General features: G+C 64.7%; 23 protein-coding genes. 11 read left to right on the plus strand and 12 right to left on the minus strand.

The window, feature by feature from the left end; genetic code table 11:
* Positions 1–92: 92 nt before the first annotated feature.
* Positions 93–1,499, plus strand: a complete 1,407-nt coding sequence (gene hemN, locus ACY3GB_RS09045) for an oxygen-independent coproporphyrinogen III oxidase (protein ID WP_463088438.1) — start codon at positions 93–95, stop codon at positions 1,497–1,499.
* A gap of 177 nt (positions 1,500–1,676) precedes the next feature.
* The gene (locus tag ACY3GB_RS09050; protein WP_463088439.1) at positions 1,677–3,692 is read left to right on the plus strand and encodes a methyl-accepting chemotaxis protein; all 2,016 of its coding nucleotides are present in this window, start codon (positions 1,677–1,679) and stop codon (positions 3,690–3,692) included.
* 32 nt (positions 3,693–3,724) lie between these two features.
* Here the strand turns inward: ACY3GB_RS09050 and ACY3GB_RS09055 are convergent, their stop codons facing one another.
* Complete coding sequence (locus ACY3GB_RS09055) at positions 3,725–4,987, minus strand: glycerate kinase type-2 family protein (protein WP_463088440.1); 1,263 nt, start codon at positions 4,985–4,987, stop codon at positions 3,725–3,727.
* A gap of 158 nt (positions 4,988–5,145) precedes the next feature.
* Between ACY3GB_RS09055 and mutS the strand changes: the two genes are divergently transcribed.
* Both mutS and ACY3GB_RS09065 read left to right on the plus strand, forming a co-directional pair.
* Positions 5,146–7,686, plus strand: coding sequence for a DNA mismatch repair protein MutS (gene mutS, locus ACY3GB_RS09060; RefSeq protein WP_463088441.1), 2,541 nt, complete (start codon positions 5,146–5,148; stop codon positions 7,684–7,686).
* A 65-nt stretch (positions 7,687–7,751) separates the two neighbouring features.
* On the plus strand, positions 7,752–8,177 hold the full coding sequence (locus ACY3GB_RS09065; protein ID WP_463088442.1) for a hypothetical protein: 426 nt from the start codon (positions 7,752–7,754) through the stop codon (positions 8,175–8,177).
* A gap of 199 nt (positions 8,178–8,376) precedes the next feature.
* Here ACY3GB_RS09065 and ACY3GB_RS09070 read toward each other — a convergent pair whose 3' ends face one another.
* Positions 8,377–9,045 carry a pseudouridine synthase gene (locus ACY3GB_RS09070; RefSeq protein WP_463088443.1) on the minus strand — a complete coding sequence of 223 codons (669 nt, stop codon included), beginning with the start codon at positions 9,043–9,045 and terminating at the stop codon, positions 8,377–8,379.
* A gap of 337 nt (positions 9,046–9,382) precedes the next feature.
* On the opposite strand from ACY3GB_RS09070, the gene ACY3GB_RS09075 reads away from it, so the two are divergent.
* A complete protein-coding gene (locus ACY3GB_RS09075) occupies positions 9,383–11,620 on the plus strand; it encodes an NADP-dependent isocitrate dehydrogenase (protein ID WP_463088444.1) in 2,238 nt (745 codons plus the stop codon).
* Between the two features lie 95 nt (positions 11,621–11,715).
* Here ACY3GB_RS09075 and ACY3GB_RS09080 read toward each other — a convergent pair whose 3' ends face one another.
* Positions 11,716–12,606 (minus strand): LysR family transcriptional regulator, encoded by an 891-nt coding sequence (locus ACY3GB_RS09080; protein WP_463088445.1) that lies wholly within the window; start codon positions 12,604–12,606, stop codon positions 11,716–11,718.
* Positions 12,607–12,707: 101 nt separating this feature from the next.
* Here ACY3GB_RS09080 and ACY3GB_RS09085 point away from each other — a divergent pair, with 101 nt between their 5' ends.
* Positions 12,708–13,232: a GNAT family N-acetyltransferase gene (locus ACY3GB_RS09085; RefSeq protein ID WP_463088446.1), complete on the plus strand. Its 525-nt coding sequence runs from the start codon at positions 12,708–12,710 to the stop codon at positions 13,230–13,232.
* 88 nt (positions 13,233–13,320) lie between these two features.
* Here the strand turns inward: ACY3GB_RS09085 and ACY3GB_RS09090 are convergent, their stop codons facing one another.
* Complete coding sequence (locus ACY3GB_RS09090; protein ID WP_011137214.1) at positions 13,321–13,524, minus strand: cold-shock protein; 204 nt, start codon at positions 13,522–13,524, stop codon at positions 13,321–13,323.
* A 226-nt stretch (positions 13,525–13,750) separates the two neighbouring features.
* Here ACY3GB_RS09090 and clpS point away from each other — a divergent pair, with 226 nt between their 5' ends.
* Both clpS and clpA read left to right on the plus strand, forming a co-directional pair.
* Positions 13,751–14,059, plus strand: coding sequence for an ATP-dependent Clp protease adapter ClpS (gene clpS, locus ACY3GB_RS09095; protein ID WP_021476693.1), 309 nt, complete (start codon positions 13,751–13,753; stop codon positions 14,057–14,059).
* A complete protein-coding gene (clpA, locus tag ACY3GB_RS09100; RefSeq protein WP_166440170.1) occupies positions 14,059–16,338 on the plus strand; it encodes an ATP-dependent Clp protease ATP-binding subunit ClpA in 2,280 nt (759 codons plus the stop codon). Before clpS ends, clpA begins: the two co-directional genes overlap by 1 nt.
* Positions 16,339–16,425: 87 nt before the next feature.
* Here the strand turns inward: clpA and xerD are convergent, their stop codons facing one another.
* From xerD to ACY3GB_RS09140, 8 genes are all read right to left on the minus strand, one after another.
* A complete protein-coding gene (gene xerD, locus ACY3GB_RS09105) occupies positions 16,426–17,313 on the minus strand; it encodes a site-specific tyrosine recombinase XerD (protein ID WP_463088447.1) in 888 nt (295 codons plus the stop codon).
* On the minus strand, positions 17,300–17,764 hold the full coding sequence (locus ACY3GB_RS09110) for a methylated-DNA--[protein]-cysteine S-methyltransferase (protein WP_463088448.1): 465 nt from the start codon (positions 17,762–17,764) through the stop codon (positions 17,300–17,302). The genes xerD and ACY3GB_RS09110 overlap by 14 nt, the downstream gene beginning before the upstream one ends.
* Before the next feature lie 72 nt (positions 17,765–17,836).
* Positions 17,837–18,205 (minus strand): 50S ribosomal protein L19, encoded by a 369-nt coding sequence (gene rplS, locus ACY3GB_RS09115; protein WP_021476697.1) that lies wholly within the window; start codon positions 18,203–18,205, stop codon positions 17,837–17,839.
* A 3-nt stretch (positions 18,206–18,208) separates the two neighbouring features.
* Entirely contained in the window at positions 18,209–18,976 is a 768-nt protein-coding gene (gene trmD / locus ACY3GB_RS09120) for a tRNA (guanosine(37)-N1)-methyltransferase TrmD (RefSeq protein ID WP_463088449.1), read from the minus strand.
* Positions 18,976–19,485: a ribosome maturation factor RimM gene (gene rimM, locus ACY3GB_RS09125; RefSeq protein ID WP_463088450.1), complete on the minus strand. Its 510-nt coding sequence runs from the start codon at positions 19,483–19,485 to the stop codon at positions 18,976–18,978. The genes trmD and rimM overlap by 1 nt, the downstream gene beginning before the upstream one ends.
* A 34-nt stretch (positions 19,486–19,519) precedes the next feature.
* The gene (gene rpsP / locus ACY3GB_RS09130) at positions 19,520–19,771 is read right to left on the minus strand and encodes a 30S ribosomal protein S16 (protein WP_011137222.1); all 252 of its coding nucleotides are present in this window, start codon (positions 19,769–19,771) and stop codon (positions 19,520–19,522) included.
* Between the two features lie 106 nt (positions 19,772–19,877).
* Complete coding sequence (locus ACY3GB_RS09135) at positions 19,878–22,553, minus strand: bifunctional acetate--CoA ligase family protein/GNAT family N-acetyltransferase (RefSeq protein ID WP_463088451.1); 2,676 nt, start codon at positions 22,551–22,553, stop codon at positions 19,878–19,880.
* Positions 22,550–23,560, minus strand: coding sequence for a cation diffusion facilitator family transporter (locus ACY3GB_RS09140; protein WP_463088452.1), 1,011 nt, complete (start codon positions 23,558–23,560; stop codon positions 22,550–22,552). The genes ACY3GB_RS09135 and ACY3GB_RS09140 overlap by 4 nt, the downstream gene beginning before the upstream one ends.
* Positions 23,561–23,754: 194 nt before the next feature.
* Between ACY3GB_RS09140 and nadA the strand changes: the two genes are divergently transcribed.
* The 3 genes from nadA to ACY3GB_RS09155 all read left to right on the plus strand — a co-directional run bounded on the left by nadA (position 23,755) and on the right by ACY3GB_RS09155 (position 26,184).
* The gene (nadA, locus tag ACY3GB_RS09145; protein ID WP_463088453.1) at positions 23,755–24,672 is read left to right on the plus strand and encodes a quinolinate synthase NadA; all 918 of its coding nucleotides are present in this window, start codon (positions 23,755–23,757) and stop codon (positions 24,670–24,672) included.
* 115 nt (positions 24,673–24,787) lie between these two features.
* Positions 24,788–25,531 (plus strand): 5'/3'-nucleotidase SurE, encoded by a 744-nt coding sequence (gene surE / locus ACY3GB_RS09150; protein ID WP_463088454.1) that lies wholly within the window; start codon positions 24,788–24,790, stop codon positions 25,529–25,531.
* Positions 25,516–26,184: a protein-L-isoaspartate(D-aspartate) O-methyltransferase gene (locus tag ACY3GB_RS09155; protein WP_046155486.1), complete on the plus strand. Its 669-nt coding sequence runs from the start codon at positions 25,516–25,518 to the stop codon at positions 26,182–26,184. Before surE ends, ACY3GB_RS09155 begins: the two co-directional genes overlap by 16 nt.
* Positions 26,185–26,332 lie beyond the last annotated feature (148 nt).

Here is a 26,332-nt window from a genome sequence, read left to right on the forward strand (position 1 = left end):
AAGCCGGCGAAGCTTGACCCTTATCAAGGCGGAATTCACAAGTTTTTCGCAAATTTACCAGTCCTCCAGAAGTTTTACCATCCGAATACGACATGAAAACTACCCACCCCTTCTCTCCCGTCCATTTCGTTTTCGATCGAGAGTTGATCGAGAAGCTGGATGGCGCGGGGCCAAGATACACATCCTACCCGACGGCAGATCGTTTTACGTCCAACTTCTCGACGCAAGACTATCTGGACAAATTGCGCCAGCGCCAGATCGGCGCCAACCGCAAACCTCTATCATTGTACGCTCATATACCTTTTTGCAACACCATCTGCTATTACTGCGCCTGCAACAAGATCATCACCAAGGACAGCGGCAAGGCGGACCAGTATTTGGATTACCTGGAGAAAGAAATCCGCTTGGTGTCCGCCGAACTGGGCATCCGGGAAAAAGTGATACAGCTGCACTTCGGCGGCGGCACGCCCACCTTCCTGTCCGATGCCCAGCTTGAGCGGCTGATGGGCATCCTGAGCAGCCACTTCGAATTCCTGAGCGACGGAGAATATTCCATAGAGATTGATCCGCGCAAGGTAAAACGTGAAACCATGCTGAAATTGGCAGGATATGGTTTCAACCGCGTCAGCGTGGGCATACAGGATTTCGATCCGGCGGTGCAGCGGGCGGTGAACCGGGTGCAAACCGAGGAGGAAACCCGCGCGGTGATCGAGGCGGCGCGCGAGGGCGGGTTCAAATCGGTCAGCCTGGACCTGATCTACGGCCTGCCGCTGCAAAGCCGCGAAACCATGCGCGACACGCTGCAAAAGGCGCTGGCGCTGGATCCGGACCGGCTGTCGCTGTACAACTACGCCCACCTGCCCAGCGTATTCATGCCGCAGCGGCGCATCAACGAGGCGGATCTGCCGCCGGCCGCGGTCAAGCTGGACATCCTGCAAGACGCGGTGAAGACGCTGACCGACGCCGGCTACGTGTTCATCGGCATGGACCATTTCGCCAAGCCCGACGACGAGCTGGCCATCGCCCTGCGCCAGGGCCGGCTGCAACGCAATTTCCAGGGCTATTCCACCCATGCCGACTGCGACATGCTGGCCTTCGGCGTCGCCTCCATCGGCAAAGTGGGATCCTGTTACAGCCAGAACGACAAAACGCTGGACGGCTATTACGCGGCGCTGGACCAGGGCCGGCTGCCGGTAGTGCGCGGGCTGACGCTGGACAACGACGACGTGCTGCGCCGCACCATCATCCAGAGCCTGATGTGCCGCTTCGCGCTGTCGGTGGAAGCCATAGAAGAAATCCACGGCATCAATTTCGCCCAATATTTTGCGGCGGAAATGCCACAGATACGCGAATTCCAGCAGCAGGGCCTGCTGTCCTTCGACGGCGACTTCCTGATGGTGGAGCCCCAGGGCCGCTTCCTGATCCGCAATATCGCGATGATCTTCGACCGCCATCTGCGCGAGCGCGAAACCCACGCCCGCTACTCCAAAACCATCTGAAATCGTCCTCCCAGCGCCGGGGCCGCCCGGCGCGCCATTCCGTTCCCGACGGAACTGCCTGTAAAACCAGTAGCGGATATTTTCCCGGTGAGATAAGCAAAATCACTTATACAAAGGGTATGCAAGCGTGCCGGGCAACAAATGGCGCGGCAACCCGCTTTCACAAGGAGCCGCGCCATGTCCACACCCATCGTCAGGCTGATGCAGCGCCTGAGCTACCCGCAACGCTTCGCCGTGATCGGCGTGCTGTTCGCCGCGGCGCTGTTGTATCTGGTCTATGGCCTGTATCGCAGCAACCAGGACAATATCGAATCCACCGCCAAGGAAAAAGTCGGCGTCGCCTACATGCAGCCGCTGACCGCGATGCTGGCCCAAGCCCAGCAGGCTCAGGAACTGGCGGTGCGCGCGGCGCTGGGCGAGCCCCAGGCCAGAAACGACTTTCCCGCCGCCTCCCAACAGCTGCAGGGAAAATGGCAGGCGCTGCAGGACACCAACGGCCGGCTGGGGCCGGAACTGGCCAGCGATGCCGCCTGGAAGGACACCGCCGCGGCCTGGGACAAGCTGAAGGCCACCCAGTCCGCCCAGCCTACGCAATGGATCGCCGCCTACGGCAATCTCAGCGACAAGCTGAACAATCTGATCGGCGTCGTCAGCGACAACTCCAACCTGACGCTGGATCCGGACATCGACACTTATTATCTGATGGACGCCGCCACCGCCAAGCTGACCACGCTGATCAGCCATCTGGGCGAAGCCAACGCCATCGCGTCGCTGGCCGAGGCCAACCATCCTCTCGATCCTGCCCAGCGCGACCGCCTGGTGGAGCTGCGGCCGCTGATCGCCGAGGTCAATGACGGCCTCGCCAGCGACATCGCCAAGGCTGTGGCCTACAACGCCGTGCTGAAGCCGGAGATGCCGCGCCAGGCGGACAAGCTGGCCGCGGCGCTCAAAAGCCAGCTGCCGGCGATAGACGACGCGATCGGCGGCAAAACCGGCGCCGCCGGGCTGAAAGTGGCGGGACACAGCGCCGCCGGCGCCGAAACGGTATCCGCCTACATCGCCGCCGGCCTGTCACAGCTGGACCAGCTGCTGCAGGCGCGGATAGACCGCACCGCCAGCCAGCGCAACACCTATATCGCCATCGGCGTCGCGTCCATGCTGTTGGCCATCTTCCTGTTCCACCAGCTCTACCTGTCTATCACGCTGCAACTGGGCGGAGAACCGCTTTATGTGCAGCAGGTGGTGGAACAACTGGCGGCGGGTCGGCTGGACACCCGCATCCATCTGCGCGACCGGGACGACCTCAGCCTGCTCGCGGCGATCCGCCAGATGCGCAACCAGCTGCGCGAGACCGTGACCCAATTGCTGGACACCTCGCGCGAAGTCAATCTAGCCGCCGACGCGATGGCGCACAGCGCGCAGAGCATCACCGCCGGCAGCGCCCGGCAGAGCGAGGCCGCCTCCAGCATGGCCGCGGCGATAGAGCAACTCAGCACCAGCCTGTCGGTATGCGCGGAACAGTCCGAGCAAGCCAACCGCCTGTCCACCGACGCCGCCAGCCGCTCGTCGGACGGCAACCAGGTGATCGCCGCCACCGCCAGCAGCATGGACGGCATCGTGCGCGACGTGTCGTCGGTCTCCAACACCATCGCCGATCTGGGCAAGCAATCCGAATCCATCGCCGGCATCGTCGACGTGATCCGCGACGTGGCCGACCAGACCAATCTGCTGGCGCTGAACGCGGCGATCGAGGCGGCGCGCGCCGGCGAGATGGGCCGCGGCTTCGCCGTGGTGGCCGACGAAGTCAGAAAGCTGGCGGAACGCACCGCGCTGTCCACCACCGAGATCAGCCATATCGTCAGCCAGATCCAGAACACCGCGCAGAAGGGCAACGACAGCATGCAGCAGGGCATGAAGTCCATCATGGACGGCCAGCAGCGCGCCCGCGAAGCCGGCAGCAGCATGGACAATATCCGCCACTGCGTGGACGACGTTCTGGAAAGCATCCATCAGATCACGTCCTCGCTGCGCGAGCAGAGCCACGCCAGCCAGGCGCTGGCGCAGAATGTCGAGCAAGTGTCGAAAATGTCGGAACAGAACAGCATGGCGGTGCGGGACAGCGCGGAAACCGCGGGCGAACTGCAGGCGATTGCCCAGCGGCTGGTAAGCCTGGCCGGGCGCTTCACGGTCTGAGCGCCTGCCCGCGCCGTCTCCCTGACAGGCTTTTACACCAGCAGAATGGCGCGGAAATCGTTGACGTTGGTGTGGGTGGGGCCGGTGATCAGCAGATCGCCCAGCGCGGCGAAGAAGCCATAGCCGTCGTTGTCCGCCAAGCGCGCGCCGGCATCCATGCCCAGCGCCGCCGCCCGCGCCAGCGTGTCCGGCGATATCAGCGCGCCGGCGTTGTCCTCGCTGCCGTCGATGCCGTCGGTGTCGGCCGCCAACGCGTATGCGCCCGGCAAGCCGTTCAGCGCGATGGCCAGCGCGAGCAGAAACTCGCTGTTGCGCCCGCCCCTGCCCTTGCCCTTCAACGTCACCGTGGTTTCGCCGCCGGACAGGATCAGCGCCGGCCTGGCCACCGGCGAGCCGTGCGCGGCGATCTGACGCGCGATGCCGGCGTGGACCTTGGCCGCCTCGCGCGACTCGCCCTCTATGCTGTCGCCCAGCAGCAGCACGTTCAGGCCCAGCCGCTCCGCCTCGGCCGCCGCCGCCCGCAAAGCCAGCTGCGGCGTGGCGATCAGCCGGTATGCGGCATGCGCCAGCCGGGCATCGCCCGGTTTGGGCGTTTCGTCCGGCCCCGCCGCCAGCAGCGCAGTCACTGCCGGCGGCAGGGTCAGGCCATATTTGGCGACAACGGCGCGCGCGTCGGCATAAGTGCTCGGGTCCGCCGCCGTCGGTCCGGAGGCGATCACCGCCGGATCGTCTCCCACCACGTCGGAAATCGCCAGCGTCACCAGCTTGGCTGGCGCGCAGGCCAGCGCCAGCCGCCCGCCCTTGATCGCCGACAGATGCTTGCGCAGCGCGTTCATTTCATCGATGCCGGCGCCGCAGGCCAGCAATTGCCGGCTGATCTCCTGCTTGTCCGCCAGGCTGACGCCGTCCGCCGGCAAGGTCAGCAAGGCCGAGCCGCCGCCGGACAGCAGACAGATCACCAGATCGTCTTCGCTCAGCCCCTGAACAGCTCGCAAAATGCGTTCGGCCGCCGCGCAACCGGCCGCGTCCGGCACCGGGTGCGAGGCCTCCAGCACCGCAATCCGCTCGGTCGCCACCGCGTGGCCGTAGCGCGTCGCCACCACGCCGGACAGCTCGCCCGGCCAGGCTCGCTCCAATTCGCGCGCCATCGCCGCGGCGGCCTTGCCGGCGCCGACCACCACGGTACGGCCCTTGGGCGGCGGCGGCAGATGATCGGCCAGCCGTTCCGGCATCGCGCTGGCGACGGCGGCGTCGAACAGGCGCCCCAGCGCGGACTGCGGATCGAGATCAGACATGATGGGCTCTCCTATGGCGATGACGCCATTCTGCCGCAGCCCGCACCGGCTGACACCCCCGCCGCCGCGCGTTAGAATGGCGGCGACTCCAACGCCCCGCCTCCACCGGGGCGTTAAGCATTTATCCAGACCGACACAAGAGCAGAGCCCGACACCCGATGAGCACGCCCCAGCACACCCCGATGATGGCCCAATATTTCGCCCTGAAGCGCGACCACGCAGACAAGCTGCTGTTCTACCGCATGGGCGATTTCTACGAGCTGTTCTACGAGGATGCCGAAAAGGCGGCGCGCTTGCTGGACATCACTTTGACCGCGCGCGGCGCCAGCGCCGGCGTGCCGATCAAGATGGCCGGCATTCCCTACCACGCCGCCGAAGGCTACCTGGCGCGGCTGGTGAAGATGGGCGAGTCGGTGGCCATCGCCGAACAGATCGGCGATCCGGCGCTGGCCAAGGGGCCGGTCGAGCGCAAGGTGGTGCGCATCGTCACGCCGGGCACGCTGACCGACGCCGCGCTCCTGGACGACAAGCGCGACAACCTGGTGCTGGCGGTCAATATGGTCAAGGGCGTGCTGGGCCTGGCCTGGCTGTCGCTCGCCAGCGGCGAGTTCAAGGTGATGCAGGCGGATGTGGAGGATTTGTCCAGCGAGCTGGAGCGGCTGAAGCCGGCCGAGCTGGTGATCCCGGACGATACCGGCCTCGCCGCCTTCGAAGGCATCTCGACCCCGAAGAAAAAGCTGCCGCCGTGGCAGTTCGACATCGAGTCGTCCAAGCTGGCGCTGACCCGCCACTTCGGCACCCGCGACCTGGCCGGCTTCGGCGCCGACACGCTGCCGGTGGCCGTCGGCGCGGCGGGCGCCTTGCTGGAATACGTGAAATCCACTCAGGGCGTGAACCCGGCCCACATCTCCGCGCTGTCGGTGGAAGACGCCGGCGAGCTGATCCGCATGGATGCCGCCACCCGCCGCAATCTGGAACTGACCGAAACCATACGCGGCGAGGCCTCGCCGACGCTGGCGTCCCTGCTCGACACCTGCGCCACCAGTATGGGCAGCCGCCTGCTCGGCCACTGGCTGCACCACCCGATGCGCAACCATAAGAAGCTCGCCCGCCGCCACGGCGCGGTGCGCGCGCTGCTGCCGCGTTACCAGGACGTGCACGCCGAACTGGACCAAGTATCGGACATCGAGCGCATCACCTCGCGGGTGGCGCTGCGCTCCGCCCGCCCGCGCGACCTGTCGGCGCTGCGCGATTCCTTGACCGCCCTCTCCGGCGTCAAGACGCTGGCGGCCTCGCTGGATTCCGAGCTGCTGAACGAGCTCTCCGGCGTGCTGCCGACCGAATCGCCGGTGCAAAAGATGCTGGCCGCCGCCATCCTGCCGGAGCCGGCCACTTTCCTGCGCGACGGCGGCGTGATCAATAACGGCTTCAGCCCGGTGCTGGACGAGTTGCGCGCCATCCAGACCGACTGCGGTGACTTCCTGCTGAAACTGGAAGCGCGCGAGAAGGAACGCACCGGCATCACCACCTTGAAGGTGGAGTTCAACCGCGTGCACGGCTTCTACATCGAGGTGTCCAAGGCGCAGTCGGACAAGGTGCCGGACGACTACCGCCGCCGCCAGACGCTGAAGAACGCCGAACGCTACATCACGCCGGAGCTGAAGGAGTTCGAAGACAAGGCGCTGACCGCGCAGGACCGCGCGCTGGCGCTGGAAAAGCAACTGTACGAGGCGCTGCTGGACGAGCTGGCTCCGCACATCGCCGAATTGAAGCGGATCTCCCAGGCAGTGGCCGCGCTGGACGTGCTGTCCGCCTTCGCCCAGCGCGCCGCCATCGGCAACTACGCCGAGCCGCAATTCGTGCCCGAGCCCAAGCTCGACATCGTCGCCGGCCGCCACCCGGTGGTGGAGGCGGAAGTCGAGCGCTTCATCGCCAACGACACCAAGCTGTCGGCCGAACGCAAGCTGCTGTTGATCACCGGCCCGAACATGGGCGGTAAATCCACTTACATGCGGCAAAACGCGCTGATCACGCTGCTGGCCCACGTCGGCAGCTTCGTGCCGGCCGACAGCGCCGTGATCGGCCCGATCGATCGCATCTTCACCCGCATCGGCGCGTCGGACGACCTGGCCGGCGGCCGCTCCACCTTCATGGTGGAAATGACCGAGACCGCCAATATCCTCAACAACGCAAGCGAGCACTCGCTAGTGTTAATGGACGAGGTGGGCCGCGGAACGTCCACCTTCGACGGCCTGGCGCTGGCCTGGGCCATCGCCCGCGCGCTGATCGAAAAGAACCGCGCCTACACCCTGTTCGCCACTCACTACTTCGAACTGACCACGCTGGCCGGCGAATACCCGGCGGTGGCCAACGTGCATCTGTCGGCGGTGGAGCACAAGGACCGCATCGTGTTCCTGCACCACGTCGAGGACGGCCCGGCCAGCCAGAGCTACGGCCTGGCGGTGGCGCAGCTGGCCGGCGTGCCGGGCAAGGTGATACGCGACGCTCGCCGCCATCTGGCCGACCTGGAGAACCAGTCCGCCGCGCGCGTGCAGCCGGATCTGTTCGCCGCGCCGGCGCCGGCTCCCGAGCCGGAACTTAATCCGGCCGTAGACCGTCTACACGAGATTGATCCCAATGAGTTGAGCCCGCGCCAGGCGCTGGATCTGCTGTTCGAGCTCAAAAAACTGGCCAATTGACCAGCTCACTCGAGGAATCGTTTCCTATTATTACTAGATGGTAACGTTCAGAAGAGGAGCAAGTGATGTCGTTTGAAACCACCTCCGCCATTCCCAGCTTGAGCCAGCTGCTTGGCCACATCGGGGACGACGGGTCCATTGCCCTTTCCGATATCCGGGAAAAGGCCAACCTCGAACTGTCCAGCTTCGCGGAGCTGGCGCAAAAGGAATTGAGCCAGTTCGACATCAGCATGCCGCCGGCAATCAGTCTGATCAGCGGTGAAGGCTTCCAGCTCTCGCTGGAAAACCAGCACCCGCACTCGGACGAGATCCGCAATTGGCTGGACGGCAATCTGATCCTGGCGCGCAAGTTCAAGGAAGTTGAAGTGCTGTTCGAATTCGTGCGGGCTGCCGAAAGCGCCGGCGAGGTGTTTTCGGAAAGCTCGAACTTCCATATTGGCCTAACCAGTGCGGGACCGATCGCTTATTTCGAGGATCATCATAACCACTAGCTGTTTGGTCCGTGACCCAATAGATCGGCGCGCGGCATCGGCGCCGCAACACCCCAGCGGGAAAGCGAAAGCTTTCCCGCTCCGCATTTCTGCCCGGCAAACGCAGCGATAGCGGCTGGCGACACGTCTGCCCGCCCAGCGCGGATAGAAAACCAGCGGCCCCGCCCTCAGGCTAAACGCTGCGCCGCCGAAGCCCCCGCTAGGATTTCTTGCCGCGCGCGAAACGGAAGGCAGGCGTTTTGCCGGTCTTCGGCTTCGGCGCCTGGGGCGCATTGGGCCGCGGCTTGCCGCTGCGGCCGGCGGGCTGCGCCCGCGGCAAATCCTCAAGCGGAACATCGATCGCGCGCATCTCCCCAGGCTGCAGCCCATCCAGCGTCCACGGGCCGATCGCCACCCGCACCAGCCGCAGCGTGGGCAGGCCAGCCTTGGCGGTCATCCGCCGCACCTGGCGGTTCTTGCCCTCGCTGATGATGATCTCCAGCCAGCAGTCGGGCACCGTCTTGCGAAAGCGCACCGGCGGATTGCGCGGCCACAACTCCGGAGTATCGATGCGACGCGCCTGAGCCGGCCGGGTGACGAAATCGCCCAGATCCACGCCTTGGCGGAGGATCTCCAGCTGCTCTTCCTTGGGTTCGCCCTCCACCTGCACCCAGTAAGTCTTGGGCAGCTTCCAGCGCGGATCGGCGATGCGGTGCTGCAAGACGCCGTCGCCGGTCAGCAACAGCAAGCCTTCGCTGTCGGTATCGAGCCGGCCGGCCGGATAGACGCCGGACTGCGGCACGCAGGACTTCAGCGTAGGATGAGTGGGATGTTCGGAAAACTGGCAGATCACGCCGTAAGGCTTGTTGAGCAGGATGAGCTGGGGCATGCGGACGACACGGCTAAACATAAGGTAGGCGAATGATAGCAAGCCCGGAGCCCGCCGTGATCGATATCGTGCGCCGGATGCCGCCCTGCGGCGGTTCGAACAAGTGTTTTATTCGCATCCGAACGTCCATCCCCAGTTACCAGGCATAAAAGTTTCAGTTGCGCCGCCGACCAAGCCGGTGAGAAGGGGTATAATTCGCTTTTGAAAATTGCCCAAGAGCCGCCAGACGCCCGCGTCAGGCCGGCCGCGCGCTCCGATGTTCCCCGGGACGTCGTCCGAGCGATGAACTCTTCGCGCAATCGTTCTGTCGTCACAAGATCAACATGGAGATAGAGTAATGCCAGCAGAACAATCGAAAATCATCTACACCCTCACCGACGAAGCGCCGGCGCTGGCCACCAGTTCTTTCCTGCCCATCGTCCAGGCCTTCGCGGGCTCGGCCGGCGTCCAGGTAGACACCGCCGACATCTCCGTGGCCGCGCGCGTGCTGGCCGAATTCCCCGACTATCTGACCGACGAACAGAAGGTGCCGAACACGCTGGCCGAGCTCGGCAAGCTGACGCTGCAGCCGGAAGCCAACATCATCAAGCTGCCGAATATCAGCGCCTCGGTGGCCCAGCTGGCCGCCTGCGTCAAGGAGCTGCAATCCAAGGGCTACAAGCTGCCCGATTACCCGGAAAACCCCGCCACCGACGAAGAAAAGGCGATCAAGGACCGCTACGCCAAGTGTCTGGGCTCCGCCGTCAACCCGGTGCTGCGCGAAGGCAACTCCGACCGCCGCGCGCCGCTGGCGGTGAAAAACTACGCCAAGAAGCATCCGCACTCGATGGGCGAATGGAAGCAGTGGTCGCAGACTCACGTCTCCCACATGCACCACGGCGACTTCTACCATGGCGAGAAGTCCATCACGCTGGACAAGACACGCGATGTCAGGATGGAGCTGGTGACCAACAGCGGCCAGACCATCGTGCTGAAGCCCAAGGTGGCGCTGCAGAACGGCGAGATCATCGACTCGATGTTCATGAGCAAGAAAGCGCTGTGCGAGTTCTACGAGCGCGAGATGGAAGACTGCCGCGAAGCCGGCATCCTGTTCTCCCTGCACGTGAAGGCCACCATGATGAAGGTGTCCCACCCCATCGTGTTCGGCCACTGCGTCAAGATCTACTACAAGGACGCGTTCGAGAAGCACGGCAAGCTGTTCGACGAGCTGGGCGTCAACGTCAACAACGGCATGTCCACGCTGTACGAGAAGATCGAGACCCTGCCGGCCTCCAAGCGCGAAGAGATCATCCGCGATCTGCACGCCTGCCAGGAACACCGCCCGCGCCTGGCGATGGTGGACTCCGCCAAGGGCATCACCAACTTCCACTCGCCCAACGACATCATCGTCGACGCCTCGATGCCGGCCATGATCCGCGCCGGCGGCAAGATGTGGGGCGCCGACGGCAAGCCTTACGACTGCAAGGCGGTGATGCCGGAATCCACCTTCGCCCGCATTTACCAGGAGATGATCAACTTCTGCAAATGGCACGGCAACTTCGACCCGCGCACCATGGGCACCGTGCCCAATGTCGGCCTGATGGCGCAGAAGGCCGAAGAGTACGGCTCGCATGACAAGACCTATGAAATCCAGGCCGACGGCGTCGCCAACATCGTCGATCTCGCCACCGGCGAAGTGCTGCTGAGCCAAAACGTGGAAGCCGGCGACATCTGGCGCATGTGCCAGGTCAAGGATGCTCCGATCCGCGATTGGGTCAAGCTGGCCGTGACCCGTGCCCGCAACTCCGGCATGCCGGCCGTGTTCTGGCTGGACCCGTACCGTCCGCATGAGAACGAGCTGATCAAGAAGGTGCAAACCTACTTGAAGGATTACGACACTTCCGGCCTGGACATCCACATCATGTCCCAGGTTCGCGCGATGCGCTTCACGCTTGAACGCGTAGCCCGCGGCCTGGATACCATCTCGGTCACCGGCAACATCCTGCGCGACTACCTGACCGACCTGTTCCCGATCATGGAGCTGGGCACCTCGGCCAAGATGCTGTCCATCGTGCCGCTGATGGCCGGCGGCGGCATGTACGAAACCGGCGCCGGCGGCTCGGCTCCGAAGCACGTGCAGCAGTTGCTGGAAGAAAACCACCTGCGCTGGGACTCGCTCGGCGAATTCCTGGCTCTGGCGGTGTCGCTGGAAGACCTGGGCATCAAGACCGGCAACGCCAAGGCCAAGGTATTGGCCAAGACGCTGGACCTGGCCACCGGCAAGCTGCTGGACGAAAACAAGTCCCCGTCCCGCCGCACCGGCGAGCTGGACAACCGCGGCAGCCAGTTCTACCTGTCCCTGTACTGGGCCCAGGCGCTGGCCGCGCAAACCGACGACCAGGAGCTGCAGGCCCGCTTCGCGCCTGTCGCCAAGCAACTGGCCGACAACGAGCAGAAGATCCTGGCCGAACTGAAGGCCGTGCAAGGCAAAGCGGCCGATATCGGCGGCTACTACCTGCCGGACGCCGCCAAGTGCCGCGCGGTGATGCGCCCCAGCGCCACCTTCAACGCGGCGATCTCCGCCCTGCAGGCCTGACCCCTGGCCGACAAGCCGCAAGCCCCCGGTTGCCGGGGGCTTTTTTCATGCCCGCGCGCCTATTCCCGCCGTCCTATCGCGCATGGCTAGGCAAATCAACGCCAGTCGCCGGCCAGCGCCCGCGCGGCCTCCAGCGCCATTGTCTTCGCCGCGTCCGGCCGCTTGCCGCCGCGCCATGCCATCATCAAGCGCCAATGGCCAAGCTCCGGCTCCTGCAGCGGCAACTCCCGCAGCGCGCCCCACTCCAGTTCCTGCCGCACCGCCAGACGCGGCACGAAGGCCACGTAGCCATGCCAGAGGGCCAGATCGCGCGCGGCAGAGGCCGGTTGCAGCAAATGGATGGGACGGCCTGGCGCGCGCAGCCGCCTCAGGCGGCGAACCAGCTCCTCGGCGCCCTCTCCCCAGTTCTGCGGCGCCAGCGGGTATTCCGCCAACCGGCCAAGCGACTGCGCCTGCTCCACTCCCGCCAGCGGATGGGAAGAGGCCGCCACCGCCACGATCGGCGAATCGCACAATGCCTCCAGCTCCAGCCCCGAAACGGCCGGACGCTGCAACACAAAGCCGATATCCAGCTCCCCGCCCAGCAACTGCTGCAGGATTTGGGGAGAATGATCGGTATCGCAGCGGATTTCCAGCGGCGCCTCGGCCAGCCTCGCCAGCAAGGGGCCGAATACCACCCCGGCCAGAGAAGGCAGACAAGCCACCCGCACCCTGGGCAGTCCCTCCGCCCCGGCCAAACGCTCCCGCCCCTCCGCCAGCGCATCCAATGCCGCTCGCGCCGCGGGCAGAAAGGCCAAGCAGGCCGCGGTAGGCTCCGCGCCGCGGCGGTGCCGGCTGAACAATTTCGCGCCCAGCCGCTTCTCCAGCACAGCGACGCGCTGGCTGGCCTGCGGCTGCGACCAGCCTCTGCGCGCAGCCGCCTGGCTGAAGCTGCCCAATGCGGCCACGTCCAACAGCAACTCAAGATCATCCAGACTCAGAGACATAATGAAAATCCATGTCAAATATTTCAGCCAACGCGTTACATGATGTCTCCCAATTTCCGACAATGGACATCCCGCCATTCGACGAAAGTGAAGAGAAGGAGATGCGGCATACCCAGAGCGAACGCCTGCTGCTGCGCGCGGTCTGCGCCGGCGACGCCGAAGCGCTGTACGCGATATTCGGAGACCCCGAAACCAACCGCCACAATCCCCATGGGCCATACTCCTCGCTAGAGCATGCCCGCGCGCAGTTGCTCGGCTGGATCAAAGAATGGGAACGACATGGTTTCGGACGCTGGGCGATCGCCGCCAAAGAAGAGCCGAATAGGATCATCGGCTTTGGCGGCCTCAGCTACAGCGATTACGGCGGACGGGACAGGCTGAACCTGGGCTACCGCTTCGCGCCGTCCGCCTGGGGGCGGGGACTGGCCAGCGAAATGGCCCGGCAAGCGCTGCACTGCGCGTTCGGCTCCTTGGCCGCGCCGGCGGTGTTCGCCAAAGTCCGCCCGGCCAACCTGCCCTCGATCCGCGTGCTGCTGCGGCTTGGCTTCAGCCATCACGGCAGCCTGCGCGACATCCCCGCCGCGCCGGCATCGCTGGTCTACATCCTGCGCGCGCCGGCCGGATGAGCGCCGCCAAAATGAAAAGCCCGCCATAGGCGGGCTTTGAAATATGCCTTGCAGCCCACCACGCGGCGGGGCTGGGTCCAGAACAGACTTACGCGTTCTGGATATTGGACGCTTGCTTACCTTTCGGGCCGGACACCACTTCAAAGCTCACACGCTGACCCTCTTTCAGGGTCTTGAAGCCTTGCATGTTGATGGCCGAGAAATGGGCGAACAGATCCTCGCCACCTTCGTCCGGGGTAATAAAGCCGAAGCCTTTTGCGTCATTGAACCACTTCACGGTACCAAATGCCATTTAACTTCCTTGCGAAAAAAAGGCTGGTGAAGCCGACCAACTTAGAGCTTAATAGAGTTTGACAAAATGCTGTGCCGCAAAATGCCAAACAGTTAAGCCAAGCACCAGCTGCATTTCTACGCAAGCGCGGCGGCGGCGTCAAGTGATTGCGATCTTGAGAGCCCCCTTGAAAAAAAGTCTGGGGGAACCAAAATTGAAGTGAGGCACCGTTTCAGTGAAAGTCGACATGTCCACCTCGGTCAAAGACGATGCCCAGCTTGAGGCGTCACGGGTTAGGGAAAACCCACCCCCGATGTATAAGGTGTTGTTATTGAACGATGATTTTACCCCAATGGACTTCGTGGTGCAGGTTCTCCAACAGTTCTTCTACATGAACCGAGAGAAGGCCACCCAGATCATGCTGCAAGTCCACACGCAAGGTCACGGCGTGTGTGGCGTTTATACCAAAGACGTGGCTGCAACGAAGGTCGAGCAGGTGTTGCAATATGCGAAAGCGCATCAGCATCCGCTTCAGTGCGTAATGGAGGAAAACTGATGATTGCCCAGGAGCTTGAAGTAAGCCTGCACATGGCGTTCATGGACGCACGGCGCAAGCGCCACGAGTTCATCAGCGTGGAGCATTTGCTGCTCGCGATGACCGACAACCCGTCGGCCGCAGAAGTCTTGCGGGCCTGCGGCGCCAATATCGACCAACTCAAGAAGCAGCTGACCGACTTCATCGATGAGCACACTCCCACCGTGCCTGGCGAGGCGGAAGTCGAAACCCAGCCGACGCTTGGATTCCAACGCGTGATCCAGCGCGCGATCCTGCACGTGCAGTCGTCGGGCAAGAAGGAAGTATCCGGCGCCAACATCCTGGTCGCGATCTTCGGCGAGAAGGATTCGCACGCGGTGTACTACCTGCACCAGCAAGGCATCTCGCGGCTGGACGTCGTCAACTTCATCTCGCACGGCATCACCAAGCAGCGGTCGCAGCAGCCGCCGCAGGAGCCGCGCGACAGCGGCAACAACGACGCAGACGGCGAAGAGCAGGCCACCGGACCGGGCGGAGCGCTGGAGAACTACACCCAGAACCTCAACCAGATGGCCCGCGACGGCAAGATCGACCCGCTGATCGGCCGCGAGCACGAGCTTGAGCGCACGGTGCAGATCCTGTGCCGCCGCCGCAAGAACAACCCGCTGCTGGTCGGCGAGGCCGGGGTCGGCAAGACCGCCATCGCCGAGGGCCTGGCGCGCCGCATCGTCGGCGGCGAGGTGCCGGAGATCCTGTCCAAGTCCACCGTCTACGCGCTGGACATGGGCGCCCTGCTGGCCGGCACCAAGTACCGCGGCGATTTCGAGCAGCGGCTGAAGGCGGTGATTAAGCAACTGACCGAGGACACCAACGCCATCCTGTTCATCGACGAGATCCACACGCTGATCGGCGCCGGCGCGGCGTCGGGCGGCACGCTGGACGCGTCCAACCTGCTGAAGCCGGCGCTGTCCAACGGCAGCCTGCGCTGCATCGGCGCGACGACGTACAACGAGTACCGCGGCATCTTCGAGAAGGACAACGCGCTGTCCCGCCGTTTCCAGAAGATAGACGTCACCGAGCCGACGGTGCAGCAGACGGTGGAAATCCTGAAGGGCCTGAAGTCGCGCTTCGAAGCCCACCACGGCGTCAAGTACACGCAGTCGGCGCTGTCCACCGCGGCGGAGCTTTCGGCGCGCTACATCAACGACCGCCACCTGCCGGACAAGGCCATCGACGTGATCGACGAGGCCGGCGCCGCGCAGAAGATCCTGCCCAAGTCGCGGCAGAAGAAGGTGATCAACAAGTCGGAGATCGAAGAGATCGTCGCCAAGATCGCCCGCATTCCGCCGAAGACGGTCTCCAGCGACGACAAGAACGTGCTGAAGAACCTGGAGCGCGATCTGAAGAACGTGGTGTTCGGCCAGGAGAAGGCGATCGAAGGCCTGGCCAGCGCGATCAAGATGACCCGCTCCGGCCTGGGCAACCCGCAGAAGCCGATCGGATCGTTCCTGTTCTCCGGCCCCACCGGCGTCGGCAAGACCGAACTGGCGCGCCAGCTGGCCTACATCCTCGGCGTCGAGTTGATCCGCTTCGACATGTCCGAGTACATGGAGCGCCACGCGGTGTCGCGGCTGATCGGCGCGCCTCCCGGTTACGTCGGCTTCGAGCAGGGCGGCCAGCTGACCGAGGCCATCAACAAGCATCCGTACGCGGTGGTGCTGCTGGATGAGATCGAAAAAGCGCATCCGGACATCTACAACGTGCTGTTGCAGGTGATGGACCACGGCACGCTGACCGACAACAACGGCCGCAAGGCGGACTTCCGCAACGTGGTGCTGATCATGACCACCAACGCCGGCGCCGAATCGTTGTCCAAGCCTTCGCTGGGCTTCACCCAGACCAAGGCCGCCGGCGACGAGATGGGCGACATCAAGCGGATGTTCAGCCCCGAGTTCCGCAACCGGCTGGATGCCATCATCCCGTTCGGCATGCTGGACGAGCAGATCATCCTGCAGGTGGTGGACAAGTTCCTGATGCAGCTGGAACAGCAGTTGTCGGAGAAGCACGTCGACATCCACTTCACCGACGAGCTGCGCCGCTACCTGGCGAAGAACGGCTTCGACCCGCTGATGGGCGCGCGGCCGATGGCCCGCCTGATCCAGGACACGCTGCGCAAGGCGCTGGCCGACGAGCTGCTGTTCGGCCGGCTGGTGGCTGGCGGCGAAGTCACCGTCACCGTGGCCGACGACAAGGTGGAGCTGCTGTTCGACCAGAGCGCGCTGGCGGCGGAACCCGTCTGATCGCGATCGTTCAACCCAAAGCAAAAGACCCGGCCATGCCGGGTCTTTTTTATTTTCAGCCGTACGCGCCGCGGCAGAGAACCGGCCTCAGCCGCGCGGATGATGGCGCGCATGCAGCTGCTTCAGCCGCTCGCGCGCGACGTGGGTGTAGATCTGGGTAGTGGAAATGTCGGAATGCCCCAGCAGCAGCTGCACCACCCGCAGGTCGGCGCCGTGGTTGACCAGATGGGTGGCGAAGGCGTGGCGCAGCACGTGCGGGCTGACCTTGGACAGGCCCTGGCGGCTGGCGTATTGCGAAATCAGGTGCCAGGCCATCTGCCGCGTCATTCCGGCCTTGCGCTGGGTGACGAACACCGCGTCGCACGGCAGGCCGGCCAGCAGCAGCGGCCGCGCCTCCTTCAGGTAGCGCAGCAGCCAGTCCTGGGCGATCTCGCCTAGCGGCACCAGCCGCTCCTTGCTGCCCTTGCCCATCGTCTTCACCACGCCGTCCAGCAGGTTCAGCTGGTTCAGCGTCATGCCCACCAGCTCCGACACCCGCAGGCCGCTGGCGTACAGCACCTCCAGCATCGCCCGGTCGCGCAGGCCGAGCGGCGTCTCCGTATCCGGCGCGTCCAACAGCGCTTCGACGTCGACCTCGGACAGCGACTTGGGCAGACGCTGCCCGCGCTTGGGCGAAGCCAGCCTGGCGCTGGGATCGTCGGAGCGGATGCCGCTGCGCAACAAGTGCTGGCAATAGCGGCGCAGGGCCGAGATCAGCCGCGCGCGGGTGGCCGGCTTCTCGCTGGCCACGCCGGCCAGCAGCGCCCGCTCTAGATCCGCCGGCCCGGCCGCCTCCAGCGTCGCGCCCTGCTCGGCCAACCTGGCGGCCAGCTTGGACAAATCGCGGCGGTAGGCGGCCAGCGTGTTCTGCGACAGGCCATCCTCCAGCCACAGCTGGTCGAGAAAGGCGTCGATGCTGTCCTTATCCGAGCTCATGCCTCAGCAGCCATTTCTTGATGTCCAGCGTCTCGTCGCCGGTGGACTGGTTGAAGCCGCCGAGGCCGGCGCTCGCCACCACCCGATGGCAGGGCACGATGATGGGAATGGGGTTGCGGCCGCAAGCGCCGCCCACCGCGCGCGGCGACGACGCCAAGTCCCGGGAAAGGTCCAGGTAGCGGCGGGTTTCGCCGCAAGGTATCGCGGAAATCCGCTCCCATACCCGCAGTTGGTACGGCGTGCCGGCCAGCCGCCACGGCACGGTGAACACATGGCGCGGATCGGCGTAATAGGCATCCAGCTGCCCGGCCACCTCGGCCGCCAGGCTGCCCGGCTCGGGCGGACGCAAAACCGCGGCTGCCGGCAGGAAGCGCAGCTCGCGCAGCGCGCCGGCTTCGCAGCGCATGCCCAAGCGCCCGAACGGCGCGGCGATCACCACCGGATAGTCCATTCCCCTCCCCCCAATGAAAAAAGCGCAAGGCCAGGCCTTGCGCTTTGATGATAGCGGCTGTCGCCGGCAGGATTAACCCTGCTTGCGGGCCGGCAGCTTTTCTTTGATGCGTGCGGACTTGCCGGTACGACCACGCAGGTAGTACAGCTTGGCGCGACGCACGTCGCCGCGGCGCTTCACTTCAACGGAAGCCACCAGCGGGGAGTAGGTCTGGAAGGTACGCTCAACGCCTTCGCCGGCGGACATTTTGCGCACGGTGAACGCGCTGTTCAGGCCGCGGTTACGCTTGGCGATCACAACGCCTTCGTAAGCCTGCAGACGCTCGCGGTTGCCTTCCTTTACCTTGACTTGAACCACGACGGTATCGCCCGGGGCGAATGCCGGCAGGGTCTTGCCCAGGCGTGCGATTTCTTCTTGCTCGAGTTTCTGGATCAGATCCATGTTTTACTCCGGTTTTTTGCGGATATCTTGTTCCTGCTGGTACTCCGCCAGCAGCCGAGATTCCTGTTTTGTCAAAACGCGGTCTTGCAGCAGCTCGGGCCGGCGTTTCCACGTCCGCCCCAGCGATTGCTTGAGCCGCCATTTGGCGATCAGGGCATGATTACCGGACAACAGCACGTCCGGCACCCGCATGCCTCGATACTCTTCGGGTCGGGTATAGTGCGGGCAGTCCAAGAGACCGTCCACAAATGAGTCTTCGTATGCCGACTGGGCGTCGTTCAATACGCCCGGCAGCAGCCGGACCACCGCGTCGGCCAGCACCATCGCCGGCAATTCGCCGCCCGACAGCACGTAATCGCCGATCGAGATTTCCTCATCGACCTGGGTGGCGATCAGACGCTCGTCTATGCCTTCGTAGCGGCCGCACAGCAGGATCAGGCCTTGCCGTTGCGACAGCTCCGCCGCCTTGGCGTGGCTGAGCCTGACGCCTTGCGGCGACAGGTAGACCACGTGGCTGGCTTCGACGCCGGCTTCGCGCTGACGCGCGCGCGCGGCGCCTATCGCCTGCTCCAGCGGCTCGATCTGCATCACCATGCCGGGGCCGCCGCCATAAGGCCGGTCGTCCACCCGACGATAGTTGTCGTGGGTGAAATCGCGCGGATTCCAGGCTTTGAAATGCCAGAGGCCCAAGTCAAGCGCCCGCTGGCTGACGCCAAAGCGGGCAATCGAATCGAACATCTCCGGGAACAGCGTCACCGCGTCGATCTGCATCAGTAATCCAGACCCCAGTCCACCAGGATGCGTCCTTCGGCCGGCACTACGTCCAGCACGTACTGTTCCACGAACGGAATCAGCCGCTGCTGGCCATCGTCGCCTTTCACCACCAGCACGTCGTTGGCGCCGGTTTCGAGCAGAGTGTCCACCTTGCCGAGCGTCTCGCCCTGCTGATTGACCACGGTCAGACCCATCAGGTCGTTCCAGTAGTACTCGTCATCAGCCGGGGCAGGCAGTTCGCTGCGCGGAACCGCGATCTGCGAACCGCGCAACAACTCGGCGGCATCTCTGCCTTCAACGCCTTCCAGCTTGGCGGCGAGCGCCTTGGGCTGGACTGCGCCGTTCTCAAATGTATACGGCTTCCAGCTGCCGTTCTTGCCCAGCCACCAGACCGGGTAATCGAACAGGCCGTCAGCGTATTCGGTATCGGCGTGGATTTTCACCCAGCCCTTGATACCGAAGGCGCCGCGCACAAAGCCCATTACTACGAGATCTTCGTCGCGCATGCGCCCAATTCCGTCTTGAGGTCGGATAGCCGGATTAAGCGGCTACGACTTTCTGCTCTTTCAGCAGCTTGGCAACGGAGTCGGACAGCTGGGCGCCAACGCCGACCCAGTAGTTCAGACGGTCCATGGTGAAGCGGACGCGCTCTTGCTTCTCGTTGGCTACCGGGTTGTAGAAGCCAACGCGCTCGATGAAGCGACCGTCACGACGGTTGCGGGAATCGGTCACCACGATGTTGTAGAACGGACGGTTCTTGGCGCCGCCGCGGGCCAGACGAATCACTACCATTGTCGATTGTCCTTGAAAAAAACTGGATATAGAAAAGCCCACGATTTTATGGCAGATTTCCCTTATCTTGCAAGCGCTTAATGCAAGACCGTCCGGAAGCGTCCGCTTACAGCGTCTTCAGCACCAGCGTCAGCGCCCTGTCCTCGGGGTGCGGCTCGACGCTAAATCCCAGTTTATGCATCAGTTTCAGCATGCCCTTGTTGCCGGCCAGGACTTCGCCGCGCATCAGCTTCAACCCCTGCTCGCGCGCCGCGTCGAACAAGGCCTGCAACAGCAAGGTGCCGATGCCGCGCCCCTGCCAGTCGTCGGCCACCTCCAGCGCGAACTCGCAAGCCTCGTTGTCCGGATCGGTGATGAAGCGCGCGACCGCCAGCATCTCCTCGCCGCCTTCGCCGTCGCGCGTCATCGCCAGCGCCATCTCGCGGTCGTAGTCGAGCTGGGTGAAGCGGACCAGCATGCTTTGCGACAGCTGCTTGATGCTGGAAAGGTAGCGGTTGTAGCGGCTTTCTTCCGACAGATTGCGGACGAAGGCCTGCTGCATGTCCGCGTCCTCCGGCCGGATCGGCCGTATCATCACCGGCGTGCCGTCATGCAGCTTGGCGCACACCACCATATGGGTGGGATAAGGCATGATGGCCATGTGGCCGTAGCGTTTCTGGTCGGCGCGCGCCGGGCCGACGAAGATGCGCGCGTCCAGCGCGATCACCCCCTGCTCGTCCGCCACCAGCGGATTGATGTCCATCTCCCTCAACTGCGGCAGCTCGCACACCATTTCCGATACCTGCAACAGCACGTGGCGCAGCTCGTCCACGTCCACCGGCGGCAGGTTCTTGAACGGCCCCAGCAATTGGCCGATGCGGGTCTGGCCTATCATGCTGTCCACCAGATAATCGTTCAGCGGCGGCAAAGACAGCGCCAGGTCGCGCATCACCTCCACCGCGATGCCGCCGGCGCCGAAGGCGATCACCGGGCCAAGGCCGGCGTCGCGCGCCACGCCCACCATCAGCTCGCGCGCGAAGCGGCGCTTGCGCATCGGCTGCACCGACACGCCGTCGACGCGCGCGTCCGGCCGCGCCTGGCGGGTGCGGGCGAGGATGGCGTCGAAGGCGGCGCGCAGGGTCTCCTCATTGCTGATATTGAGCTCCACCCCGCCGACGTCGGACTTGTAGATGATGTCCGGCGAGTCGATCTTCAGCACCACCGGATAGCCGATCTTGGCCGCCTGCTTGGCCGCCTGGTCGGCGGTGCGGGCCAGCGTGGTCGGGTTGACCGGGATATGGAAGGCGGCCAGCACCTGCTTGGATTCGCGCTCCGACAGCACGGTGCGGCCTTCGGCCAGCGCCGCGTCCATCACCTTGCGCGCGGTGTTGACGTCCGGATCGTTGCGCAAGCCCTCCAGCGGCCCGGGCGTCTGCAACAGCAGCTGCTGGTTGCGCTGGTAGTCGGCCAGATGGCGGAACACCTCGATGCCGTATTCCGGCGCGCGGAAGTGGGCGCACTTGGCCTTGGAGAACAGCTCGCGGCTTTCCGACACCTTGGCATCGCCCAGCCAGGACAGGAATAAGGGCTTCGTCGTCTCGCGCTGCAGGCCTATCATCAGTTGCGCGGTGGTCAGGTGGTCGGTGCCGGCCTGCGGGGTGAAGATCACCATCACGCCGTCCACGCCGGGATCGTCGACGCAGGCCTTGACCGCGGTGCGGAAACGCATCGGGCTGGCGTCGCCGATGATGTCCAGCGGATTGCCGTGCGACCAGTTGCGCGGCAGCACGCTGTCCAGCAGCTTGACCGTGCCCTCGCTCAGCTTGGCCAGCTCCACGCCGTAATCGACGGCGCTGTCGGCGGCCAGCATGCCGGGGCCGAAACCGTTGGTGACGATGGCCAGCCGGCGGCCGCCGACGCGGTAATTGGCGGCCAGCACCTTGGCGGCGGTGAACAGCTGGGCGATGGACGACACCCGCAGCACGCCGGCGCGGGCCAGCGCGGCGTCGAAGGCGTCGCCGCTGGCCACCAGGTTGCTGGCGTGGGTCAGGCCGCTGGCGTCGTTTTCGAAGCGGCCGGACTTGATCACCACCACCGGCTTGGTGCGGGCGGCGGCGCGCAGCGCCGACATGAAGCGGCGGGCGTCGTGAATGTGGTGAACATGCAACAGAATGCCCTGGGTGGCGTTGTCGGCCACCAGGTAATCGAGAATTTCGCCGAAGCCGACGTCCAGCGCCCCGCCCAGCGGCACCACGCTGGAGAAGCCGATCTCCTTGCTGTCCGCCCAGTCCAGCATCGCCGCGCACAGCGCCGACGACTCCGACACCAGCGCCAGATTGCCCGGCCGCACCTTGCCGTTGTAATTGCTGGCGTTGAAGCCGGCCACCGGGCGCATCAGGCCCAGCACATTGGGGCCGAGGATGCGGATGCCGAAATGGCGGGCGATGGACTGAGCCTCGTTGATCAGTTCCTGCTCCAGCTGCTCGCTGTCGGAAAACTCCTTGGCCAGCAGCACCGCCTTCACGCCCTTCTTGCCGCAATCCTTGATCACGGCCGGCAGCGAGCGGATCGCCGTCACCACCACCGCCAGGTCCACCGGCTCCTCGATCTGCCGCACCGAGGCCACCGCCGGCATGCCACCCACCACCTTGTGATTGAGGTTGACCGGGAACAGCTTGCCCTGGAAGGAGCTGGCCAGCAGATTGGCGAACACCGCCTGGCCGATCGAACCCGGCCGGTCGCTGGCGCCGACCACGGCCACGGTGCGCGGGGAAAACAGCGGGGTCAGGTAATGCGGCCTCATGAATGCTTGTCCTCGGAGATGATATCTATCGGTACCGGCTTGCCGGCGGGCGCGGACGCCGGCCATTCCGCCTGCAAGGTTACGTGATCTATGCAAAATTCGCGCGACAGCATCAATTGGCAGGCGGCCAGGATGCGCGGCCAGTCCTGCGGCGCGGCGATGCGCACGTGGGCGGACAGCGCCACCCGCTCGGCCGACATCGTCCACACGTGCAGATCATGGACGGAGCGGACGCCGGCGATGGCCGACAGCGCCTCGCCGATGCGGTTGTAGTCCAGATGCGCCGGCACGCCTTCCATCAGCACGATCACCACCTGGCGGATCAGGCGCCAGGCGGCGGCCAGCAGCAGCAACGCCACCAGGATGGACAGCAGCGGGTCCGCCGCCGTCCAGCCGGTGAGGTAGATAAGCACGCCGGACGCGATGGCGGCCACCGAGCCGAACAGATCGCCCAGCACATGCAACAACGCGGCCCTGCTATTCAGCGAATGCGCGCCGCGGCTGAGCACCCAGGCCGCCAGCACATTGACCGCCAGGCCGATCGCGGCGATCAGCATCACGCCCATCCCGTTCACCGCCTGCGGCCGCAGCAGCCGCTCCGCCGCCTCCGCGACGATAAAGACCGACAGCCCGAACAGCAGCAGGCTGTTCAGCAGCGCGCCCAGCACCTCGGCCCGGCCATGGCCGAACGACAGCCGATCGGTGGCCGGCCGGCTGCCGATGCGGGCCGCCCACAGCGCCAGCAGCAGCGACAGCGAATCGGTCAGCATGTGGCCGGCGTCGGACAACAGCGCCAGCGAGCCGCTCCACCAGCCGCCCAGCGCCTCCACCAGCGCGAAGCCGCAGGTCAACGCCAACACCTTGGCCAGCGCGCGGCTGCTCAGCCGCCTGCCGTCCCCGCCCCCCGGACCGCCGTGGCGGTGCAGATGGGAATGATTGGCGTCGTGATCGTCGTCGTGGGCGTGATCCACGCCGTCCTCATCATGCAGATGGAAGCTAGGCGTCATTTTGACCTCCGACAAACCGCTGACAGATGCATTTCAGCCACGGCGGCTGAGGAAATTAATCCGGGCCGATACCCAGCCAGTGGCGCAAGCTTTACAATATTGCTAACCTTTATAGTTTCGCAACAAACGTTTATTGCGCCGCAGCATTCAACCGGCCGGGGCCCTTCTCCCGGTCTGGCAGGAGCCGAAACACCATGACGAAACGCGTCGTCACCCTCGCTCATTATTACACCCAGCCGGAAATCCAGCAGATGGCCGACAAGGTGGGAGACAGCCTGGAACTGTCCTTGTACGCCAAGGAGGCTCAGGCCGACATCATCGTGTTCGCCGGGGTGCGCTTCATGGCCGAGACCGCGAAGATCCTCAACCCGGACGCCACGGTGATCCTGCCTGACGCCGGCTCGACCTGCTCGCTGGTGACCCAGACCGATGTCGCCGAGCTGACCCTGTGGCGCAAGCGCTACCCGGACCACGTGCACGTGTCCTACATCAACTCCAGCGCCGAACACAAAGCGGTGTCGGACTGGATCGTCACCAGCCGCAACGTCGACGACATCATCGCCCACCTGTACGCCGAGGGTAAGCAGGTGATCTTCTCGCCTGACCGCAATATGGGCGGCTACCTCAACGACCAGTACGGCTACGACATGCCGCTGTGGTCGGCGGTGTGCGAGGTGCACGACAAGTTCAACGAGGCGGCGCTGAACGAGGCTTTCGAGGCCGTGCCCGGCGAGAAATACCTGATCGCCCACCCGGAAAGCCCGCTGCCGGTGCTGAAGAAAGCCGATTACGTCGGCTCCACCTCCGGCATGCTGAACTGGGTGAAGGCCTACCAGGGCGACGCCAAGGCGGTGATCTTCGTCGCCACCGAAGACGGCATCCTGTACAACATGGGCCTGGCCCGTCCCGACCTCGACCTGCGCCAGGCGCCGATCTACGCCGGCTGCCAGTGCAACTCCTGTCCTTACATGAAGATGAACACCATCGAGGCGGTGAAGCGCGCGCAGCGGGGCGAAGGCCTGGCCATCGACTACCTGAGCCCGGAACAGATGGACGCCGCGCGCGTGCCGATCGAGCGGATGCTGGAATTCAGCAAACGCTACTACGCCTGAACAGGCTAGACAAACCCGCCTTCCGCGGGTTTTTTTACGCTCCCCGCGCCCACGCCGCGCTATCCGCCGTCATGCTGGCGGCGCTACAATCGGGCGATACACACGGAAAGACAGTATGAAGTTTCTGCTCAGCAACGACGACGGTTATTTCGCGCCCGGCCTGGCCATGCTGGCCCAGACGCTGCAGCGCTACGGCGAAGTGGCGGTGGTGGCCCCTGAGCGCGACCGCAGCGGCGCCAGCAACTCGCTGACGCTGGACCGCCCGCTGACGGTGCGCAAGGCCGCCAACGGCTTCCATTACGTCAACGGCACCCCTACCGACTGCGTCCATCTCGCGGTCACCGGCTTCCTCGACTTCAAGCCGGACATGATCTTCACCGGCATCAACCACGGACCGAACATGGGCGACGACACGCTGTATTCCGGCACCGTCGCCGCCGCCACCGAGGGCTTCATGCTGGGCATTCCCTCCATCGCCGTCTCGATGGCCGGCCACAGCGGCAAGCATTTCGCCAGCGCCGGCAAAGTGGTGGAGCAACTGGTGGAGCGCTGCCAGGCGGATCCGTTCCAGCAGCCGGTCCTGCTCAACGTCAACGTCCCCGACGTGCCAGCGGAGGATTTGGGCTCCGTCCAGGTCACCCGCCTGGGCCGCCGCCACGCCGCCCAGCCGGTCATCAAATCACAGAATCCCCGCGGCGAGACGATATACTGGGTAGGACCGGTCGGCGCGGTGCAGGATGCCGGCGCCGGCACCGACTTCGGCTGCGTCGCGTCCAAGCAGGTGTCCGTCACGCCGCTGATGCTGGATCTGACCGCCTACGGGCAACTGGACAGGATTTCCACATGGCTGCACCGCTGACCCCGAACGCCCAGGCCTACGGCATGCTGTCCGAGCGCACGCGCCGACGCATGAGCGACCGCCTGCGCCAGCACGGCATCAGCGACGAGCGGGTGCTGTCGGCGATGCACGAGGTGCCGCGCCACCTGTTCGTCGACCAGGCGCTGGCCACCCGCGCCTACGACGACGTGTCGCTGCCCATCGGCCACGGCCAGACCATTTCCCAGCCGCTGACGGTGGCGCGGATGACCGAGCTGCTGATCCAGGGCCGGCAGCCCGGCAAGATCCTGGAAGTCGGCACCGGCTGCGGCTACCAGACGGCGGTGCTGCTGAAGACGGGCGCCGAGGTCTACTCGATTGAACGACTGGGCGCGATTCTTGACCAAGCAAGACGCAATCTGCGCGCCGCCAAGCTGGTCCACGCCCGGCTGGTGCACGGCGACGGCAATGCCGGCCTGCCTGAAGCCGCGCCTTTCGACGGCATCATCATCACCGCTGCCGCGCGGGCGGTGCCGGCGCCGCTGGTGGACCAGCTGGCCGACGGCGGCCGCATGGTGCTGCCGCTGGGCGAGGCCGAGCAGCACCTGTGGCTGCTGGAGAAGACGGCCCAAGGCCTGCAAAAGACCCGGCTGGACCCGGTCAAATTCGTTCCGCTGCTGAACGGACGCAGTTAAGACTGCAAAAACGCAACACTTGAGCTGTCAGACAATCAAGCAAAACTCTTATTCAACGTTTGAACAAAAAAAACATGCTAAAAATGCATTGCAGGTATGCGCATATATTAGTCGCCGCAATAGCGGCCGGTTTGGCCGGTTGCAGCAG

The sequence above is a fragment of the Chromobacterium sp. Ag138 genome (assembly GCF_055181315.1).

Bases quoted from the DNA above. Each gene is read 5' to 3' on its own strand.
- hemN (WP_463088438.1), top strand. From the start codon at position 93: ATGAAAACTACCCACCCCTTCTCTCCCGTCCATTTCGTTTTCGATCGA.
- ACY3GB_RS09050 (WP_463088439.1), top strand. From the start codon at position 1,677: ATGTCCACACCCATCGTCAGGCTGATGCAGCGCCTGAGCTACCCGCAA.
- ACY3GB_RS09055 (WP_463088440.1), bottom strand. From the start codon at position 4,987: ATGTCTGATCTCGATCCGCAGTCCGCGCTGGGGCGCCTGTTCGACGCC.
- mutS (WP_463088441.1), top strand. From the start codon at position 5,146: ATGAGCACGCCCCAGCACACCCCGATGATGGCCCAATATTTCGCCCTG.
- ACY3GB_RS09065 (WP_463088442.1), top strand. From the start codon at position 7,752: ATGTCGTTTGAAACCACCTCCGCCATTCCCAGCTTGAGCCAGCTGCTT.
- ACY3GB_RS09070 (WP_463088443.1), bottom strand. From the start codon at position 9,045: ATGCCCCAGCTCATCCTGCTCAACAAGCCTTACGGCGTGATCTGCCAG.
- ACY3GB_RS09075 (WP_463088444.1), top strand. From the start codon at position 9,383: ATGCCAGCAGAACAATCGAAAATCATCTACACCCTCACCGACGAAGCG.
- ACY3GB_RS09080 (WP_463088445.1), bottom strand. From the start codon at position 12,606: ATGTCTCTGAGTCTGGATGATCTTGAGTTGCTGTTGGACGTGGCCGCA.
- ACY3GB_RS09085 (WP_463088446.1), top strand. From the start codon at position 12,708: ATGCGGCATACCCAGAGCGAACGCCTGCTGCTGCGCGCGGTCTGCGCC.
- ACY3GB_RS09090 (WP_011137214.1), bottom strand. From the start codon at position 13,524: ATGGCATTTGGTACCGTGAAGTGGTTCAATGACGCAAAAGGCTTCGGC.
- clpS (WP_021476693.1), top strand. From the start codon at position 13,751: ATGTCCACCTCGGTCAAAGACGATGCCCAGCTTGAGGCGTCACGGGTT.
- clpA (WP_166440170.1), top strand. From the start codon at position 14,059: ATGATTGCCCAGGAGCTTGAAGTAAGCCTGCACATGGCGTTCATGGAC.
- xerD (WP_463088447.1), bottom strand. From the start codon at position 17,313: ATGAGCTCGGATAAGGACAGCATCGACGCCTTTCTCGACCAGCTGTGG.
- ACY3GB_RS09110 (WP_463088448.1), bottom strand. From the start codon at position 17,764: ATGGACTATCCGGTGGTGATCGCCGCGCCGTTCGGGCGCTTGGGCATG.
- rplS (WP_021476697.1), bottom strand. From the start codon at position 18,205: ATGGATCTGATCCAGAAACTCGAGCAAGAAGAAATCGCACGCCTGGGC.
- trmD (WP_463088449.1), bottom strand. From the start codon at position 18,976: ATGCAGATCGACGCGGTGACGCTGTTCCCGGAGATGTTCGATTCGATT.
- rimM (WP_463088450.1), bottom strand. From the start codon at position 19,485: ATGCGCGACGAAGATCTCGTAGTAATGGGCTTTGTGCGCGGCGCCTTC.
- rpsP (WP_011137222.1), bottom strand. From the start codon at position 19,771: ATGGTAGTGATTCGTCTGGCCCGCGGCGGCGCCAAGAACCGTCCGTTC.
- ACY3GB_RS09135 (WP_463088451.1), bottom strand. From the start codon at position 22,553: ATGAGGCCGCATTACCTGACCCCGCTGTTTTCCCCGCGCACCGTGGCC.
- ACY3GB_RS09140 (WP_463088452.1), bottom strand. From the start codon at position 23,560: ATGACGCCTAGCTTCCATCTGCATGATGAGGACGGCGTGGATCACGCC.
- nadA (WP_463088453.1), top strand. From the start codon at position 23,755: ATGACGAAACGCGTCGTCACCCTCGCTCATTATTACACCCAGCCGGAA.
- surE (WP_463088454.1), top strand. From the start codon at position 24,788: ATGAAGTTTCTGCTCAGCAACGACGACGGTTATTTCGCGCCCGGCCTG.
- ACY3GB_RS09155 (WP_046155486.1), top strand. From the start codon at position 25,516: ATGGCTGCACCGCTGACCCCGAACGCCCAGGCCTACGGCATGCTGTCC.